At 73.6% G+C, this 16,546-nt stretch carries 10 protein-coding genes; 8 read left to right on the top strand and 2 right to left on the bottom strand.

What is annotated here, in order from left to right; all coding sequences use genetic code 11:
• The first annotated feature begins 20 nt into the window (after positions 1-20).
• Genes ACWEPF_RS09990 through ACWEPF_RS09965 form a run of 6 tightly spaced genes read left to right on the top strand, consistent with a single transcriptional unit; the run spans position 21 to position 7,130 of the window.
• Positions 21-1,064, top strand: coding sequence for a zinc-dependent alcohol dehydrogenase (locus ACWEPF_RS09990; protein WP_452172190.1), 1,044 nt, complete (start codon positions 21-23; stop codon positions 1,062-1,064).
• On the top strand, positions 1,061-1,840 hold the full coding sequence (locus tag ACWEPF_RS09985) for an SDR family oxidoreductase (protein WP_452172189.1): 780 nt from the start codon (positions 1,061-1,063) through the stop codon (positions 1,838-1,840). Before ACWEPF_RS09990 ends, ACWEPF_RS09985 begins: the two co-directional genes overlap by 4 nt.
• Positions 1,837-4,086, top strand: coding sequence for a glycosyl hydrolase family 95 catalytic domain-containing protein (locus ACWEPF_RS09980; RefSeq protein ID WP_452172188.1), 2,250 nt, complete (start codon positions 1,837-1,839; stop codon positions 4,084-4,086). The genes ACWEPF_RS09985 and ACWEPF_RS09980 overlap by 4 nt, the downstream gene beginning before the upstream one ends.
• Positions 4,083-5,348 (top strand): ABC transporter substrate-binding protein, encoded by a 1,266-nt coding sequence (locus ACWEPF_RS09975; protein WP_452172187.1) that lies wholly within the window; start codon positions 4,083-4,085, stop codon positions 5,346-5,348. Before ACWEPF_RS09980 ends, ACWEPF_RS09975 begins: the two co-directional genes overlap by 4 nt.
• Positions 5,345-6,244, top strand: coding sequence for a carbohydrate ABC transporter permease (locus ACWEPF_RS09970; protein ID WP_452172186.1), 900 nt, complete (start codon positions 5,345-5,347; stop codon positions 6,242-6,244). The genes ACWEPF_RS09975 and ACWEPF_RS09970 overlap by 4 nt, the downstream gene beginning before the upstream one ends.
• Positions 6,245-6,278: 34 nt before the next feature.
• Complete coding sequence (locus ACWEPF_RS09965; RefSeq protein ID WP_452172185.1) at positions 6,279-7,130, top strand: carbohydrate ABC transporter permease; 852 nt, start codon at positions 6,279-6,281, stop codon at positions 7,128-7,130.
• A gap of 72 nt (positions 7,131-7,202) precedes the next feature.
• On the opposite strand, the gene ACWEPF_RS09960 is transcribed toward ACWEPF_RS09965, so the two are convergent.
• Positions 7,203-10,067, bottom strand: coding sequence for a glycoside hydrolase family 2 TIM barrel-domain containing protein (locus ACWEPF_RS09960; protein ID WP_452172184.1), 2,865 nt, complete (start codon positions 10,065-10,067; stop codon positions 7,203-7,205).
• 133 nt (positions 10,068-10,200) lie between these two features.
• On the opposite strand from ACWEPF_RS09960, the gene ACWEPF_RS09955 reads away from it, so the two are divergent.
• Both ACWEPF_RS09955 and ACWEPF_RS09950 read left to right on the top strand, forming a co-directional pair.
• On the top strand, positions 10,201-11,802 hold the full coding sequence (locus ACWEPF_RS09955) for a hypothetical protein (protein ID WP_452172183.1): 1,602 nt from the start codon (positions 10,201-10,203) through the stop codon (positions 11,800-11,802).
• Positions 11,803-12,115: 313 nt separating this feature from the next.
• Positions 12,116-14,968: an ATP-binding protein gene (locus ACWEPF_RS09950; protein WP_452172182.1), complete on the top strand. Its 2,853-nt coding sequence runs from the start codon at positions 12,116-12,118 to the stop codon at positions 14,966-14,968.
• Between the two features lie 60 nt (positions 14,969-15,028).
• Here ACWEPF_RS09950 and ACWEPF_RS09945 read toward each other — a convergent pair.
• The coding region (locus ACWEPF_RS09945; RefSeq protein ID WP_452172181.1) for a carbohydrate binding domain-containing protein at positions 15,029-16,546 on the bottom strand (1,518 nt) is incomplete at its 5' end.

The following is a 16,546-nucleotide window of genomic DNA, read 5'->3' as shown; positions in this document are numbered from 1 at the left end:
TCACCACCACTGGAGCTCCGATGCACCAAGCCCTCTACACCGGCGACCGGACGGTCCTGGTCCGGCCCGCCGCCGCCCGCCCGCCCGCCGCCGGACAGGTCCGCCTCGACGTCGCGTACACCGGCATCTGCGGCACCGACCTGCACGTCCTGCACGGCGCCATGGACGGCCGGGTCACCCCGCCCGCCGTCCTCGGCCACGAGATGTCCGGCCGGATCGCCGAGCTCGGGGACGGCGTCACCGGCTGGGCGGCCGGCGAGCAGGTCACCGTGCTGCCGGTCCGCTCCTGCCTCGACTGCCCGGCCTGCCGGGACGGACACCGGCACCTCTGCCACCGGCTGGACTTCCTCGGCCTCGATTCCGCCGGTGCCATGCAGAGCAGTTGGACCGTCCCGGCGGAGCTGCTGGTCCGGCTCCCGGACGGCCTGCCGCCGGAGCACGCCGCACTGGCCGAGCCCACCGCCGTCGCCGTGCACGACGTGCGCCGGGCGGCGCTGCGGACCGGCGAGCACGCCGTCGTCATCGGCGGCGGCCCGATCGGCGTCCTGATCGCCGTGCTCGCCCGCGAGGCCGGGGCAGAGGTGCTGCTGGTCGAGCCGGACGCCGACCGGCGCGCCGTAGCCGAAGGCCTGGGCCTCGCCTGCGCCGATCCGGCGGCGGTCGAGGTCGGCGCCGTCGTCGAGGACCGGACCGCCGGTGCCGGTGCCGCCGTCGCCTTCGAAGTCTCCGGCGCCGCCCAGGGACTGGCGTCCGCCGTGCGCTGCCTGGCGGTCCGCGGCCGGCTGGTCCTGGTGGCCATCCACCCCGAACCCCGCTCAGTCGACCTGCACCGCTTCTTCCTGCGCGAGCTCACCCTGCTGGGCGCCCGGCTCTACGACCGCGCCGACTTCGAGGAGGCCGTCCGGCTGCTCGCCGGGGGCCGGGTGCCCGCCGACCGTCTGATCTCCACGATCGAGCCCCTGGGCCGGGCGCCCGAGGCCTTCGCGGCCCTCGACTCCGGTGGCGGAGTGATGAAGGTCCTGGTCGACTGCCGCGCCACCGGCCCGGCGGGTGAGGAACGGTGACGACCCGTCAGCACCTCGGGCGCTTCGACCTGAGCGGACACCTGGCGGTGGTCACCGGCGCCAGTCGGGGGATCGGCCTGGCCATCGCCGAGGCGCTGGCCGCCGCGGGCGCCGACATCATCGCCGTCAGCGCCCGGGTGGAGCCCGCCGGAAGCGAGGTCGCCCTGCGGGTCGGCGCGCTCGGCCGGCAGTGCCGCACCCTGCGCGCCGACTTCGCCGACCGGGCTGCGGTGGCCGCGCTCGCCGCCGAACTCGCCGATCTGGAGCGGCCGGTGGACATCCTGGTGAACAACGCCGGGACGATCGTCCGGGCCCCGGCCGCCGAGCACACCGACGCCGACTGGGACCGCGTGCTGGCCGTCGACCTGAGCAGCCAGTTCGTCCTCAGCCGCGAGCTCGGGCGGCGGATGCTCGCCCGCGGCTCCGGCAAGATCGTCTTCATCGCCTCGCTGCTCAGCCACCAGGGCGGCATCACCGTCCCCGGCTACGCCGCCGCCAAGTCCGGCATCGCCGGGCTCACCCGCGCCCTCGCCAACGAGTGGGCCGCGCACGGCGTCAACGTGAACGCGATCGTGCCCGGCTACGTCGCCACCGACAACACCCGCGCCCTGCGGGAGGACCCGGCCCGCAGCGCGGCGATCCTCGACCGCATCCCGGCCGGCCGCTGGGCGGAGCCCGCGGACCTCGGCGGCGCGGCGGTCTTCCTCGCCTCGGCGGCCTCCGACTACGTCCACGGCACCCTGCTGCCCGTCGACGGAGGGTGGCTGGGCCGATGACCACCGCCCCGCCCAGCGCGCCCAGCACGCCCAGCACGCCCGGCCCTGCGGACTGGCGGCAGTTCCTCGGCGGGCTCGATCCGGTCTGGCAACGGATACCGACCGGTTTCTACGACGGCCCGTTCCTCGGCAACGGCGGCCTCGCCGCCTCCGTCCGCCGACCCGAGGACGGGACCCGGCTGCGCTTCGTGCTCGGCGACAGCCGGGTCCGCGACCACCAGGAGGCCGGCGGCCCGCTCTGGGGCGGCACCCGGCTGCCGGTCGGCCACCTGACCCTGCGCACCGCCGGCGCCCTCACCGACGTGGACCTGCGGCTCTCCCTGCTGGACGCCGAACTCACCGGCACCCTCACCACCACCCGCGGCACCGTCGCCCTCAGCGCCTACGTGCACGCCGACCTCGACCTGCTGGTGGTGCGCTGCCGCCCGCTGGCCGGGACGGAGGAGATCTCCTGGGAGTTCACCCCGGCCCCGGCCGTCCCGCCCCGCCAGGACTTCCACCCCGAGCAGCGTCCGGCGGAGCTGCTGGACAACCCGCCGCCCGTGCTCACCGACGGGCGCTGCGTCCAGGACCTCGCCTGCGGCGGCCGGACCGAGACCCGCTGGCGGGCCCGGGACGAACCGGACGGCACCACCACCCTGCACTGCACCGTCGCCCACAGCCCCGCCGACCGCTCCGCCGGACGGACCGCGCGGGCCACCCTGGCCACGGCGGACCGCACCGGCGGCGGGCGGCTGACGGAGACTCACCGCGCCTGGTGGCACGCCTACTACCCGGCCAGCTTCGTCTCCGTCCCCGACGCCCGGCTCCAGGGCTTCTACTGGATCCAGCTCTACAAGCTCGCCAGCGCGACCCGGGCCGACCGGCCGCTGCTCGCCACCCACGGCCCCTGGCTGGAACCCACCCCGTGGCCCGCCGTCTGGTGGAACCTCAACGTGCAGCTGGAGTACTGGCTGCTGAACGCCAGCGGCCACCCCGAACTCGACTCCCTGCGCACCGCCTTGGAGCACGGCACCCCCGGCCTGCTGGCCTCCACCCCCGAGCCCTACCGCGCCGACTCCCTCGCCATCGGCCGCTCCAGTCAGGAGGACCTGCGCAGCGAGGAGGCCGGTGTCCCGGGCCGGGACGAGCCGCTCCCGGAGACCGGCAACCTGCTCTGGGCCCTGCACACCGCCCGGCTCGCCCAGCGCCACACCATGGACCGGCCGTACCTGCGCGACACCGTCCTCCCGCTGCTGCGCAAGGCCGTCACCTACCACCTGCACTTCCTCACCGAGGACGAGCACGGCACCCTCCACCTGCCGCCCACCCACTCCCCGGAGTACGCGACCGCGGCCGACTGCAACTACGACCTGGCGCTGCTGAGTTGGGGCTGCCGGACGCTGCTGGAGGAGGACGCCCGACTGGGCACCGGGGATCCGCTGGCCCCGACCTGGCAGGACGTGCTCGACCACCTCGCCGCCCCGCCGCAGCACCCCCAGGAGGGCCTGCTGATCGGCCGCGACCTCCGGCTGGCCGACTCCCACCGGCACTACTCCCACCTGCTCTGGTTCCACCCGCTGCACCAACTCGACCTCACCGAGCCGGAGAACCGGGACCTGCTGCGCCGCAGCATGGACCACTGGCTCGGACTCACCGGCGCACTGCGCGGCTACAGCTCCACCGGCGCCGCCACCATGCACGCCCTGCTCGGCGAGGGCGACGCCGCGCTGGAGCGCCTCGACGAACTGCTGGACGACCACGTCCGGCCGAACACCATGTACGCCGAGACCGGCCCGGTGATCGAGACCCCGCTCTCCGGCGCCCAGAGCCTGCTCGACCTGCTGCTGCAGAGCTGGGGCGGCGTGCTGCGCGTCCTGCCCGCCGTCCCGCGCGCCTGGGCCGACGTCACCGTGCACGACCTGGTCGCCGAGGGCGCCTTCCGGGTCAGCGCGGTGCGCCGGGACGGCACCACCCGCTGGATCCGCGTCCGCAGCGGAGCCGGCGAGCCGTGCCTGGTCGATCCGGGTCGGCTCGCCGGGCCCGCCGAGGTCCGCCCCCTGGCGGGCCGTGCCGGACCGACCGCCTGGGCGGTGCGCCCCGACGGCCTGGTGGAGATCGACCTGCCGGCCGGCGCCGAGTGCCTGATCACCGCGGCCGGCGACCACCCGGACCTGACGGTGGCTCCGGTCGACTGTCCGGACGACCACCGCTGGGGTCTGCCCCGCATCCCACCCACCCTTCCGAGAACGGGACACCGCCGATGACCACCCGTCCGCTCCGCCTGCTCCTCGCCGCCGCACTCGCCGTCAGCGCCCTGAGCGCCTGCGGTGGCTCCGACGAGGGCTCCTCCTTCACCTACTGGTCGATGTGGAACCAGAACGAGCCGCAGGCCAAGGTGATCCAGGCGGCGGCCGAGCAGTTCACCAGGGAGACCGGCACCAAGGTCACCATCCAGTGGCAGGGCCGCCAGGTGATCCAGAAGATCACACCCAGCCTGAAGAGCGGCGCCGCCGCCGACCTGGTGGACAACTCGGTCAACGCGCTCGGCGCCCTGGTCGCCGCCGAGCAGAGCGCCGACCTCACTCCGGTCTACGCGGCCAGGATCCCGGGCGAGGAGAGAACCGTCGGCGAGGTGATCCCGGCCAAGTACCGGGCCTACCTCGAGGACCGGGCCGGCAGGCCCTTCATGGTTCCGTACGCGGTCGCCACCGAGGGCGTCTGGTTCGACGCCACCGCCCACCCGGAGCTGGCCGCCTCCCCGCCGAAGACCTGGGAGCAACTGCTCACCGTGCTCGACACCATCAAGGCCACCGGGACCGCCCCGATCGCCCTGCCCAGCAACGACCCCTACTGGACCCTGCTCACCCTGCAGCGCCAGCTCGGCACCGAGGGCGTGCGCGCCCTGGCGGCCGACCGCACCGGCGCGGCCTGGGACGACCCGAAGGTCCGGGCCGCCGCGGCCAAGGTCGAGCACCTGCGGAAGAACCACTTCATCAAGGGCTACGAATCCACCCAGGGCACCCAGGGCCAGACCAACTGGGCCCAGGGCAAGGCCGCCCTCTACCTCAACGGCACCTGGGTGCCCGGCGAGAGCCGCCCCAACGTCCCCGCCGGCTTCACCTACGGCAACTTCCAACTCCCGGCGATCGACGGCGGGAACACCGCCGTCGGCGTCAACTTCTTCGGGTTCGCCGTCCCCAAGAGCGCAAAGCACTCCGCCGAGGCCCGGCAGTTCATCGCCTACTTCATGAACAAGGAACGGCTGTCGGGGCTGGCGACCCAGGCCCTGACCATCACCCCGCGCACCGACATCCCGGCGCCCGTGGAGCTGGCCGCCGTCGCCGAGGCGATCGACGGGAACGAGGTCTACCCGGACCAGGCCCGCCTGTTCGTCGACTACGCCGCCTGGGCCACCAAGGCCTACACCCCGAACGTGGTCCGCTTCATCCAGGGCGTCACCACGGCGGACGAGTTCGTGGCGCAGACCAGGCAGGCCTCGGTGGACTTCTGGAAGGCCAACCCGTGAGCGCCCGCTCACCGCTGGAGCGGCGCCGCGGACGGATCTCCGTACCGTTCACGGCGCCGGCCCTGGCGCTGTACACCGCCCTGTTCACCGGGCCGAGCCTCTACTCGGTGTACACCAGCCTCACCGACTGGGACGGCGTCAACTCCCCACGGTGGGTCGGCCTCCGGAACTACACCCAGCTGCTGCGCGACCCGGCGTTCGGCTCGGCCTTCGGCAACACGCTGAAGATCGTGTTCGGGGTCGGCGCGGTCGTCTTCCTGCTCAGCTTCGGCTTCCTGCTGGTGCTGCGCGAGCTGCGCGGCCGCCGGCTGATCCGGGGCGTGATCTTCCTGCCGCACATCGTGTCCTCCGTGGTGCTGGCGATCTTCTGGGGCTCCCTGCTCAGCCTCGACGGCCTGGTGAACCAGGCGCTGGAGGGGGTGCGGGCCGACCCGGTCGACTGGCTGCGGCCGAGCTGGACCATGAACGCCGTGCTGCTCGCCCTGGTCTGGATCAACACCGGCTACTACGTGACCATCCTGATGGCGGGCGTCGACCGGATCCCCGACTCCTACTACGAGGCCGCCCGGCTGGACGGGGCCAACGCCTGGCAGCGGTTCCGCCACGTCACCCTGCCGATGTCCTGGGACGTCACCGGCGCCGCCGCCGTGCTGTGGACCATCACCTCGGTCAAGATCTTCGAGTTCCTGCTCGCCTTCAGCGGCAGCCAGGGCGGTCTGCCCCCGACGTACCAGTGGAACAACGCGCTGTTCGTCTACGGCGAGACCGTCGGCGGGCTCACCCCGCTCAACCAGTTCGGCTACGCCTCCGCGTCCGCCGTGACCACGCTGGCCTTCGTCGCGGTGCTGGTGGCGGTCCTGCGGCGGCTGATGCGGCGCGAGGCGCTGCAGTTCTGACGACCCCTCGGTCCACGGAAAAGAGGTACCCACGATGACCACCCGCCGAGGCCGCACGGCCGCGGTGCTCCTGCGGCTGCCGGGAACCGCCGCCGTCTGGCTGTTCACCGGTTTCTGCTTCTTCGCCTTCGCCCACCTGCTGCTCAGCTCGGTCAAGAGCAGCCGGGACGTCCTGGAGCACCCCTGGGCGCTGCCGGGCCGCCCGCACTTCGAGAACTGGGCGACGGCCTGGCGGGACGGCGGCTTCGGCCCCGCCTTCGCCAACTCCGCCCTGCTGGTGGTCACCGCCTCGGCGGTGACGGTGGCGGTGGCCGGCCCGGCCGCGTACGTGCTGGGGCGGCGGCCGGGCCGGGTCTCCCACGGGATCAGCCTGTACTTCGTGCTCGGGCTCGGCATCCCGGTGCAGGTGATGGTGCTCCCGCTGTACGCGCTGATGAACGAACTCGGGCTGATCGACAGCCTGTTCGGGCTCTTCGTGCTCTACGTGGTGACCTCGCTGCCGTTCACCGTCTTCCTGCTGACCTCCTTCTTCGCCTCCCTCCCGGCCGAGTTGGAGGAGGCGGCCGCCCTGGACGGGGTCTCCGCCGCGATGACCTTCTGGCGGATCATGCTGCCGCTGGCCCGCGGCGGCCTGGTGACGGCCACCCTGCTGAACGCGATGGGGATCTGGAACGAGACCCTGCTGGCGCTGATGTTCGTCCAGACCAACGAGAGGTTCACCCTGCCGCTGGCCCTGCTGAACTACTTCCAGCAGCAGCAGTTCACCGGAGCCGACTTCGGCGCGCTCTTCGCCGGGGTCTCGATCACGGTCCTGCCGATGATCGCCCTCTACGCCTGGCTCGGCCGACGCCTCACCGAAGGGCTCACCATGGGCGCGGGCAGGTAGCCGACGTACGGAGGCCGAGGCGGCTCCCCGGAGAGTCCGGGGAACCGCCTCGGCCGCTGTGCTGACGCCCGCTCAGCCCCCGGTCACGAAGAACACGAAGGAGAACTCCGCCGGGGCGGCGTCGAGCCGGTACCCGGGCAGCACGCCCGGCCCGCAGGAGGCGGAGCCGAGGCCGTGCTGCCCGTGGTCCAGCTGGAGCCGGACGGTGTCACCCGGGACCAGGTCCGGCAGGTGGCGGGCCCGGTCCAGCTGCTCGGTGGTCCAGCGGCGGGCGGTGAACCAGAACTCGGGCTCGCCGTCGATCCGCAGGGTGGCCGTGCCGTCGGTGAGTTCGGCCCAGCGGACGTCGGCCCGGGCGCCGTTCTCCTGCGGGCGGACGTACGGGGTCTGCATCGCGTCCACGCTCATCGCGTAGCGGCCGGGCAGGGCGGCTGCCCGGGAGTCCGGGTAGGCCTCGCCGGGGCCGCCGCCGAACCAGCGGGCCTCGCCGAAGCCGGCGGGGAGCCCGAGCCGGATGCCGAGCCGGGGCAGCGGGACCGTCCACTTGCCCTCGGGGTGGACCGAGACGGTGAGGCGCAGCCGGTCCGCGTCGGCGTCCGCGCTCCAGCGGTGCACGGTGCGCAGGCCGAGGGCGGTGGCGGCCGGTGCCACCCGGGTCGTCACGGTGAGGCCTTCGGCGGACGGCTCGACGGCGTCGGTCCGGTGCCGCATCCGGTGCAGCCCCAACCGGCGCCACTGGCGGTCGAGTTGCTCCTCGGGGCGCCACTGCGGCCCCTGGTCGTTGTCGGTCGGGGCGCGCCACACGTCCAGCCTTGGGCCCCGGACCGGCACCTCGCCGAGGCGGAGAAGCTCGCCGGTGCGCGCGTCGAACTCGGCTGGGCCGAGCAGGATGCGGCCGTTCCCGGACCGGGGTGCGCTTCCTCGTACGGGTGCGAGCGCGGGCCGGGCCCGGACGGGGATCCGGCCCCAGGCGACGGTGTGGCCCTTCGGTGCCCACGGCTGGTGGCCGGCCAGCACCGCCAGGACGGTCCAGGCCGCCTCGCCCTCCGCGAACGGGGCTTCCGGCAGCGTGAGTTCGGCGGCCTCGCCCGGTCCGAGCGCGGGGACGGCGAGCGTGTGTTCCGCGACGGTGGCGCCGTCGACCTGATGGGCGGCGGTGAAGGTGAGTGCCGACAGGTCGGCGAAGTCGTGCAGGTTGGACACCCGGACCGTGCCGGGCGCACCGCCCGGCCCGATCCGGACCGGCTCGACCACCTTCTTGTACTCGGCCAGGGCGGGGGAGGGGGTGCGGTCCGGGAGGAGCAGGCCGTCGCAGACGAAGTTGCCGTCGTGCAGCTCCTCGCCGAAGTCGCCGCCGTAGGCGTAGCCGTGCTCGGGGTGGGCCAGGCCGTGGTCGATCCACTCCCAGACGAAGCCGCCCTGGCAGCGCTCGTAGGTCTCGAACAGCCGCTGGTACTCGGCCAGCCCGCCCGGGCCGTTGCCCATCGCGTGGGCGTACTCGCAGAGGATGAAGGGGAGTTGGCGCCGCCGCTCGGGGCCGCCGTCCTCCCGGCGGCCGATCAGCTCGACCTCGGCGTGGTCGGCGTACATCCGGGAGTAGAGGTCGGTGTCCGCGCAGGTCTGGTCGCCCTCGTAGTGCAGCGGCCTGGACGGGTCGCGGCGCCGGATCCACTCGGCCATGGCGGTGAGGCCGCGGCCGGTGCCGGACTCGTTGCCGAGCGACCAGACGATCACGCTGGGGTGGTTCTTGTCACGTTCGACGGTGCGGGCGGCCCGGTCGAGCAGGGCCGGGGTCCAGCGGTCGTCGTCGGCCGGGTTGCCCTGCCAGCCGAGCGGTTCGAAGCCGTGGGTCTCCAGGTCGCACTCGTCGACCACCCAGAGGCCGAGCTCGTCGCAGAGGTCGAGGAAGGCCGGGTGCGGGGGGTAGTGGCTGGTGCGGACGGCGTTGACGTTGTGACGCTTCATCAGCACCAGGTCGGCGCGCATGGTCTCCGGGTCGAGGGTGCGGCCGGTGACGGGGTGGAACTCGTGGCGGTTGACTCCGCGGAACAGGACGCGCCGGCCGTTGACCTTGAGCAGCCCGTCCTCGACGGCCACGGTGCGGAAGCCGATCCGCAGCGGGACCCGTTCGCCGGCGGTGGCCAACTCGGCGTCGTAGAGGCGGGGCGTCTCGGCCGTCCAGGCTTCGACCGGGACGGTGGCGCTCGCGCCGGTGGCCAGGTCGAGGCCCAGGTCCGGAACGGTGACCCGGCCCGGCGGCTCGCTGTCGACGCGCAGCGTGCCGGTTCCTGTGAGGTGGTGGTAGGAGGCGTGCACGGAGAAGTCGCCGACCGCGCCGTCCGGGCGGTGAAGGAGCGTCACCTCACGGAAGACGCCGGGCAGCCACCACTGGTCCTGGTCCTCCAGGTAGCTCCCGGCCGACCACTGGTGGACGCGGACGGCGAGCACGTTTCCGGTGCGGCGCAGCAGGGGGCCGACCGCGAACTCGTGCGGCAGGCGGCTGCCCTTGAAATCGCCGAGCACCTGGCCGTTGAGCCAGACCCGGGCGCAGGACTCCACGCCCTCGAAACGGATCACCGCGTCGCCGTCGGCCGGCCAGCCGGCCGGCAGGTCGAAGGAGCGCAGGTGGTCGCCGGTGGGGTTCTCGGTGGGCACCCGGGGCGGGTCGACGGGGAAGGGGAAGAGGGTGTTGGTGTAGACGGGCGCACCGTGCCCCTGGAGCACCCAGTGGCCGGGCACGGTGATCTCGTCCCAGCCGGAGGCGTCGTGTCCCGGCCGGGCGAAGGACTCGTCGTGGGTGTCGGCCTCGGGGGAGAGCCGGAAGTGCCAGCGGCCGTCGAGGGACAGGCGGTGCACGTCGGACCGGGCGTACCAGGCGCGCGGCGGCAGGGCGCCGGTGCCGGGGGAGGGGTCCTCGTGGTGCGGTAAGGGCTTCATGCGCAGGGGACAGTATTCGATATACGAAGATTGTGCCAGCATCCCGGAGGATCGACGGTACCCCTGGCGTTAATTTCGTATATCGCATATGTTTCGCGCCATCGCTTCCGCAGTCCCCCACGGAGGAAGAGCCATGACCAGACCCGAGCCGCACGGCATGAGCCGCCGTTCCGTCCTGCGCGGCGCCGCCATCGCCGGCGCCGCCGCCTCCCTGCCGCAGATCCTCACCGCCACCCGTGCGCACGCCGTCGACGACAACACCGGCGGCGGCTACGTCATCGCCTTCGGCGACAGCGGGGCGAAGCGGCAGACGATCCTCGGCCTCGGCTTCGAGATCCAGTCCGACTCCATCGGCTCCAACGACGGCCCCACCGACGACGGCCTGGTCAGCGGCGTCCCCCTCGACCTGACCGCCGCCGCCTACACCCGCTTCGTCAACGAGATGCTCAAGGGCGGCCGCAGCGACCGCGGCTTCCGCTACTGCCGCCTCGCCATGGGCCTCTACCACCGCGGCGTCACCGCCGACGGCAAGCGCTTCCAGGACCGCTACCCGGACCAGACCAGGAAGCTGGCCACCATGGTCCAGGACGCGGGCATCGAGGGCCTCGGCGTCGAGTACTGGTCGCCCGCCCCCTACTGGAAGAGCAACGGGCAGCTCGGGGGAGGCTCGGCGAAGAACGCGACCCTGGCCTCCTTCGCCCCGGCCGACCTCGCCGCCATGGGCGACGCGATGGTCGCCGACCTGGACTACCTGATCGAGAACTCCCGGGAGACCCCGAGCTCGGCGCCGAGGCTGAAGGTCTCCTGGTGGAGCCTGCAGAACGAGCCCAACCAGGGCGCCGCGTACAGCAGTTGCAAGTACACCGACGAGCAGTACCGAGACGCGTTCAACATCATCGCCCCCAAGATCCGCGCGAACCACCCCGATGCGAAGATCCATGCGACCAGCATCAGCGGCTGGTGGTACAACCGGGGCGCGGTCCTCAAGAACAACGCCACCTCGATGCAGTACATCGACGCCTGGACCTGGCACAAGATCGGCTCGGACAGCAACACCCAGATCACCGAGAACTACACCGGCAGCGGTGTCGCCTCCAGGCCCGTCTTCAACAACGAGTTCGAGTACCTGGGGGGCCACGGCCCGGTGACCGACCGGGACACCCTCAACACCGCCCAGTCGGTCATGAACTGGATGACCTTCCAGGACGCCCCCACCTGGTGGTGGCTGCACGCCCTCAAGCCCAGCACCGACGCGCTGTCCGAGAACTACGGCCTCGGCACCTGGCGGCCCCCGAACGCCCCCGTCGACAGCCGCTTCCCCAACCTCCAGCCCGGCGACTGGACGTGGAACCCGCGCAACTGGAACGCCCTCGCCGGCTTCGTGCGGTTCATGCCCTGGGACTCCGTGCGCTACCACGTCGAGGAGCCCCACCCCAGCGCCGCCAACGGCGGCCTCGCGACCCACGCGAACGGAACCACGACCCCGGGCGGCGTCACCTACCGGCCCGACCAGCGGATCATGGCCTGGAAGACGCCCGCCGGCAAGCCCGTCCTCGTCGTCACCAACCGCGGCACCGCGAACTACACCTTCACCATCGACACCCAGACCACCGGCACCTTCCGCGGCTACCGCTACGGCCCCTCCACCAACATGCTCAACGTCGGCGCCAAGACCGGCACCACCCTCACCGTCACCGTCCCGCCCCTGTCCATCGAGTTCTGGGTCCACGACTGACGCGCCGGGTGCCGGCGGGCCGCGCCCGCCGGCACCCTTCCGGCGGGCCGGACCGCAGCGGTGCGGGTGGGCGCCCTGGATGCTTCACGTACCGATTGACGCTCCCGTTGCGCGACCGTGGCCGTCCGGGGGCTTCGGGTGGGAGGTGGTGCATGAGCCAATGGAAACGCACAGAAGCACCACCGGGCCCGGGGCGCCGTGCGGCGCTAGGTTGGACCCGGCGGCGCGGCGCCCCGGGCGGTGCGGCCGGCGGCGCGGAGCGGCGGACCGGGCGCGGGTACGAGACGGTGACGGTTCGAGTGGAGCACGGCGGATGAGCAGGCAGGACGAGCCGGGCAGCGGCGGATTCCCACGGCGGGCCCCCGCCTTCGTCGGACGGCGGCGTGAGCTGGCCGCCCTGCTCGGGGCCGCGAACTCCCGCCCGGCGGTGGTGATGGTGGAGGGCGAGGCCGGGATCGGGAAGTCCCGCCTGGTCGCCGAGGCGGCCGCCGAGCTGCGCGGCCAGGGGGTGCGCGTGCTCACCGGCGCCTGCCACCCGCTGCGCGAGCCGCTGCCCTTCGGACCGGTGGTCGACGCGCTGCGGGACGCCCGCGGGTGGCTGCCCGGGGACCGGGCCCTGAGCGCCTCCGCCGGCGTGCTGGCCGCCCTGCTGCCCGACCTCGCGGACCGGTTGCCGCCCGCTCCGCCGCAGGAGCAGGGCGGTGTCGTCTCCCGGCACCTGGTCGCCCGGGCGGTGCGGTCCCTGCTGGAGGCCGTCGCGCCCGCGGTCCTGGTGGTGGAGGACATGCAGTGGGCGGACGAGGCCACCCGGGAGCTGCTCCTGCTGCTCGGGCGCGACCTGCCGGACGAGAGCGTGCTGGTGCTCACCTACCGGGCCGAGGACCTGCCCGCGCACGGACCGGTGCTGGGGGCGGCGTTCCGCCGTCCGCCCGGCACCAGCGGCGCGGAGATCTCGCTCCAGCGGCTGGGCGCCGAGGACCTGCGGGCGATGGCCCGCTCGGTGCTCGGCGAGCAGGTGACCCCGGCACTGCTGCACGCCCTGGCGCAGCGCAGCGAGGGGCTGCCGCTGGTGGCCGAGGAGGACCTGATCACCCTCGGCGGCCACCGGGCCGGGACCCGGCTCGGCGTCCCCCGGAGCCTGCGGGAGATCTTCGCGGAGCGCACCGACCGCCTGCCGCCGGCCGCGGTGGCGGTGGTGAACGCGGCGGCCGTGCTCGCCGTCCCGGCGGGCGAGGAGGTGCTGGCCGCCTGTGCCGGACTGGACCGGGACGAGGCCGGCCAGGCCCTGCTGGTCGCGCTCGCGGCCTCGGTGCTACGCGAGCACGGGCCCGACTCCTACGGCTTCGCCCACGTCCTGGCCCGCCAGGCCCTGTACGACAACCTGCCCGGCCCGGTCCGCGTCCACCTGCACCGCCGGGCCCTGGAGGTGCTCCGGGCGCAGCCCGCCCCGCCACTGGTGCAGATCGCCCACCACACCCGGGCGCTCGGCGACACCGCGGCCTGGCTGGAGCAGGCGATGGCCGCCGCCGACCAGGCGGTGGCGGTCGGCGACCAGGGCACCGCCGCCACCCTGCTGCACGAGGTCCTGGAGGAGCCGAGGCTGCCCGCCGAGCTGCACGCCCGGGCGGCGCTGGCGCTGGCCCGGATCGCCTGGGACGCCACCGAGTACACCCGCACCGTCGCCACCCTGCGCCGGATCGTGGCCGGCCCGGGCCTGCCGGTGGCGGCCCGCGGCGAGATCCGGCTCGACCTCGGCCTGATGCTGCTCAACCAGGCCGCCGACCCGAGCGGCGAGGCCGAACTGGAGCGCGCCGTCGAGGAGTTGGAGGGTCACCGGCCCGAGCAGGCGGCCCGCGCGATGTCGCTGCTGGCGATGGGGGAGGCCAGCCGGTTCTCCGCCGCCGAGCAGCGCGCCTGGCTGGACCGGGCCGAGGCCACCGTCGCGGACAGCCCCGACCGGGTCGCCCGCGCCTCGGTGCGGGCCAACCGGATCACCGTCCTGGCCGGACAGGGCCGGCCCGAGACGGCCGCCCTGCTGGCCGCGCTGCCCCGCGCGGACGAGGACCCGGAGGTGGTGCGGCACACCGCCCGCGCCCTGGCCAACGCCGCCGAGATCGGTATCTGCCTCGGCCAGGACGCCCGCGCGGCGGAGCAGTGCGCCGAGGCGGTGGCGCTCTCCCGGCACCACCACGCGCACGCGCTGCTGGTGCACTGCCGCTCCTACGAGCTGCTGCTCGCCTGGCTCGGCGGCGGGTGGGAGGGCTGGGAGGAGCGGCACGCGGCCTTCCTCGCGGACTACGTGGACGAGCCGCTGGCCGTCGACGACCTGCTGGCCACCGTCGAGGGCCTCACCGCCGCAGCCCGCGGCCGGGTCACCCGGGCCGTCGAGCGCTTCGGCCGGGTGCTGGCCCGGGACACCACGCGGATGAACGTCAACGCGCTGGGCGCGGCGGCCGGGCTGGCCCGGATCCAGCTCTCCCGGGGCGACGCGGACACCGCCTGGCGGACGGTGACCGACTACCTGGACGTGCTGCCCCGGAAGGAGGGGTGGGTCTACGCGCTGGACCTGGTCCCGGCCGCGGTCGAGATCGCCCTCCACCGCGGCGACCGCGGCGCCGCCGAGCGCCTGACGGAGGATCACCGCGCCGGGACCGCCGGGATGGACGCGCCCGGGGCGGTGGCCGAGCAGCACCTGTGCCGCGGCCTGCTCGCCGCCGAGCTCCAACCCGAGGACGCCGCCCGGGAGTTCGACCGGGCGCGGGCCCAGTGGTCGGCGATCGGCCGGCCCTACCACGCGGCGCTCGCCACCGAGCAGGCCGCCCGGGCGCTCTCCCCGCTGCGCCCCGCCGACGCGGCCGAACGGCTCACCGAGGCGCTGGCGCTCCACGAGCGCCTGGGCGCCACCACCGACGCCGCACGCTGCCACCACCTGCTCCGCGGCCTGGGCCGCGAACGCCCGCCCTCGCGCGGCCGGGCCGGGTACGGCAGCGAACTCTCCCCCAGAGAACGGGAGGTGGCCCGGCTGCTGGGCGACGGCGCGACCAACAAGGAGATCGCCGCCGCCCTCTTCCTCTCCCCCCGGACGGTGGAGCAGCACGTGGCGCGGGTGCTGCGCAAGCTCGGCGCCACCCGCGAGGACCTGCGGACGGGCACCCGGCCCGAGTAGGCGAGGGCCCGGCGCCGGACCGTGGGGGTGGTCCGGCGCCGGGGGCGGTGGGGCGGGGGCTCAGCTCGCGCGGACGGTGATGTCGTCGCACCAGCCGAAGCCGGAGCCGGTGCCGACGTAGCAGTAGATCTTCGCGGTGGTGGCGTCGGGGCCGGTGGTGAAGCTGGTCGAGCCGTTGGCGAAGGAGGTGCCGGTGAACAGGGTGCGGGTGCTTGAGCCGGCCGTGTCGTACTGCTTGGCGCCGAGCGAGAGCTGGGTGCCGCTCGCCGAGATCCGGCCCCAACCGGCCAGCGTGTAGGTGGTGTTGGGCTTGACCTGGACGATCTGCTCGGCGGCGGCCTGAGCCGGGCCGACCTTCACGGCGCGGTTGCCGCCGTGCCTGACGGAGGTGTCGACGGTGACGCCGCCGTAGCTGGTCCAGGGGTTGAGGGCGGAGTTCTCGAAGCCGGAGTTGCGGACCAGATTGACCGGGGTGCAGGCGGTGTCGTCGAAGGCGGATTCCTGGGCGAAGCCGCGGTCGGTGCGGCAGACCTGCGGGAGGGCGTTGCCGAAGTAGTCCCGGGTGCCCAGGGTGGGGATCGGGGCTCCGGCGGCGCGGGCCGGGGAGGTGGTGGCGAGCCGGTAGTCGTTCGGGGTGGTGCCGCCGGCGTTGGCGAACTGTGGGTCGGATGTCTTCTTCTCGGGGTCGGCGGGCTCGTTGGCCGGGTGGTTGCCGTGGAAGGTGTTGGCAGCCCAGGTGAAGTCGGCGGCGTTGTAGGTGCCGTTGTTGTCGAGGCCGTCGAAGCCGCCGGAGCCGAGGTTGACGAAGACGTTGTTGGTGAAGCGGGCCTTGGTGGTGCCGTAGCCGTCCTGGACGAGGTCGGCGGTGGAGCCGGCCGGGAGGTAGACGGTGTTCTGGTAGAGGTCGGCACTGGCCTCGCCGGAGGCGGTCAGCCAGCGGTCCTCGTCGTGGTGGCTCAGGTTGTAGCGCACCACCGTGCCGGTCGAGCTGGAGCCCGATCCGCAGCTGCCGCAGAAGAGCATGAAGCCGCCCGCGTTGTGGTGGCTGTGGTTGAACTGGAAGACGGCCCGGTTGTTGCCGTAGTCGGAGTCGAAGGCCTGGCCGTCGCCGTTGTCGGAGAGGCGGCGGACGTGGTGCACCTCGTTGAACTGGATCAGACTGTCGTCCGAATTGATGGTCCAGATACCGGCGTTGGAGCCCATCGGCCGCATCGCGATGTCGTAGGCGGTGTTGTGCTCGACCAGCCCGCGGGAGGCGGCTCGCAGCACGATGCCGTCGCCGCCGGTGTCGCTGATGGTGTTGCCGCGGAAGATCAGGCGGGTGTTGGCCCGCCAGGTGTTCTTGGTGCCGCAGTCGTCGCCGGTGCCGTACTGGGGGCGGCACATCCAGGTGGTGCGGTTGGTCAGGCCCTCGCGGTCCACCCGCTGGATGCGGGAGTTCTGGACCAGGACGTCGTCGAAGTTGGTGGGGGTGGCGGTGCCGGAGACCCGGAACTGGATGCCGTTGGACCACTTGGTGGCGTCGCCGTTGACGTCGTGGACGTAGAGGTCGTCGGCGAGGTAGTGGGTGCCGACGCC

It is taken from the genome of Kitasatospora sp. NPDC004289 (genome assembly GCF_053602875.1).
Note: the sequence above shows the minus strand (reverse complement) of the source record. Positions and strands in the feature narration are given on the sequence as shown.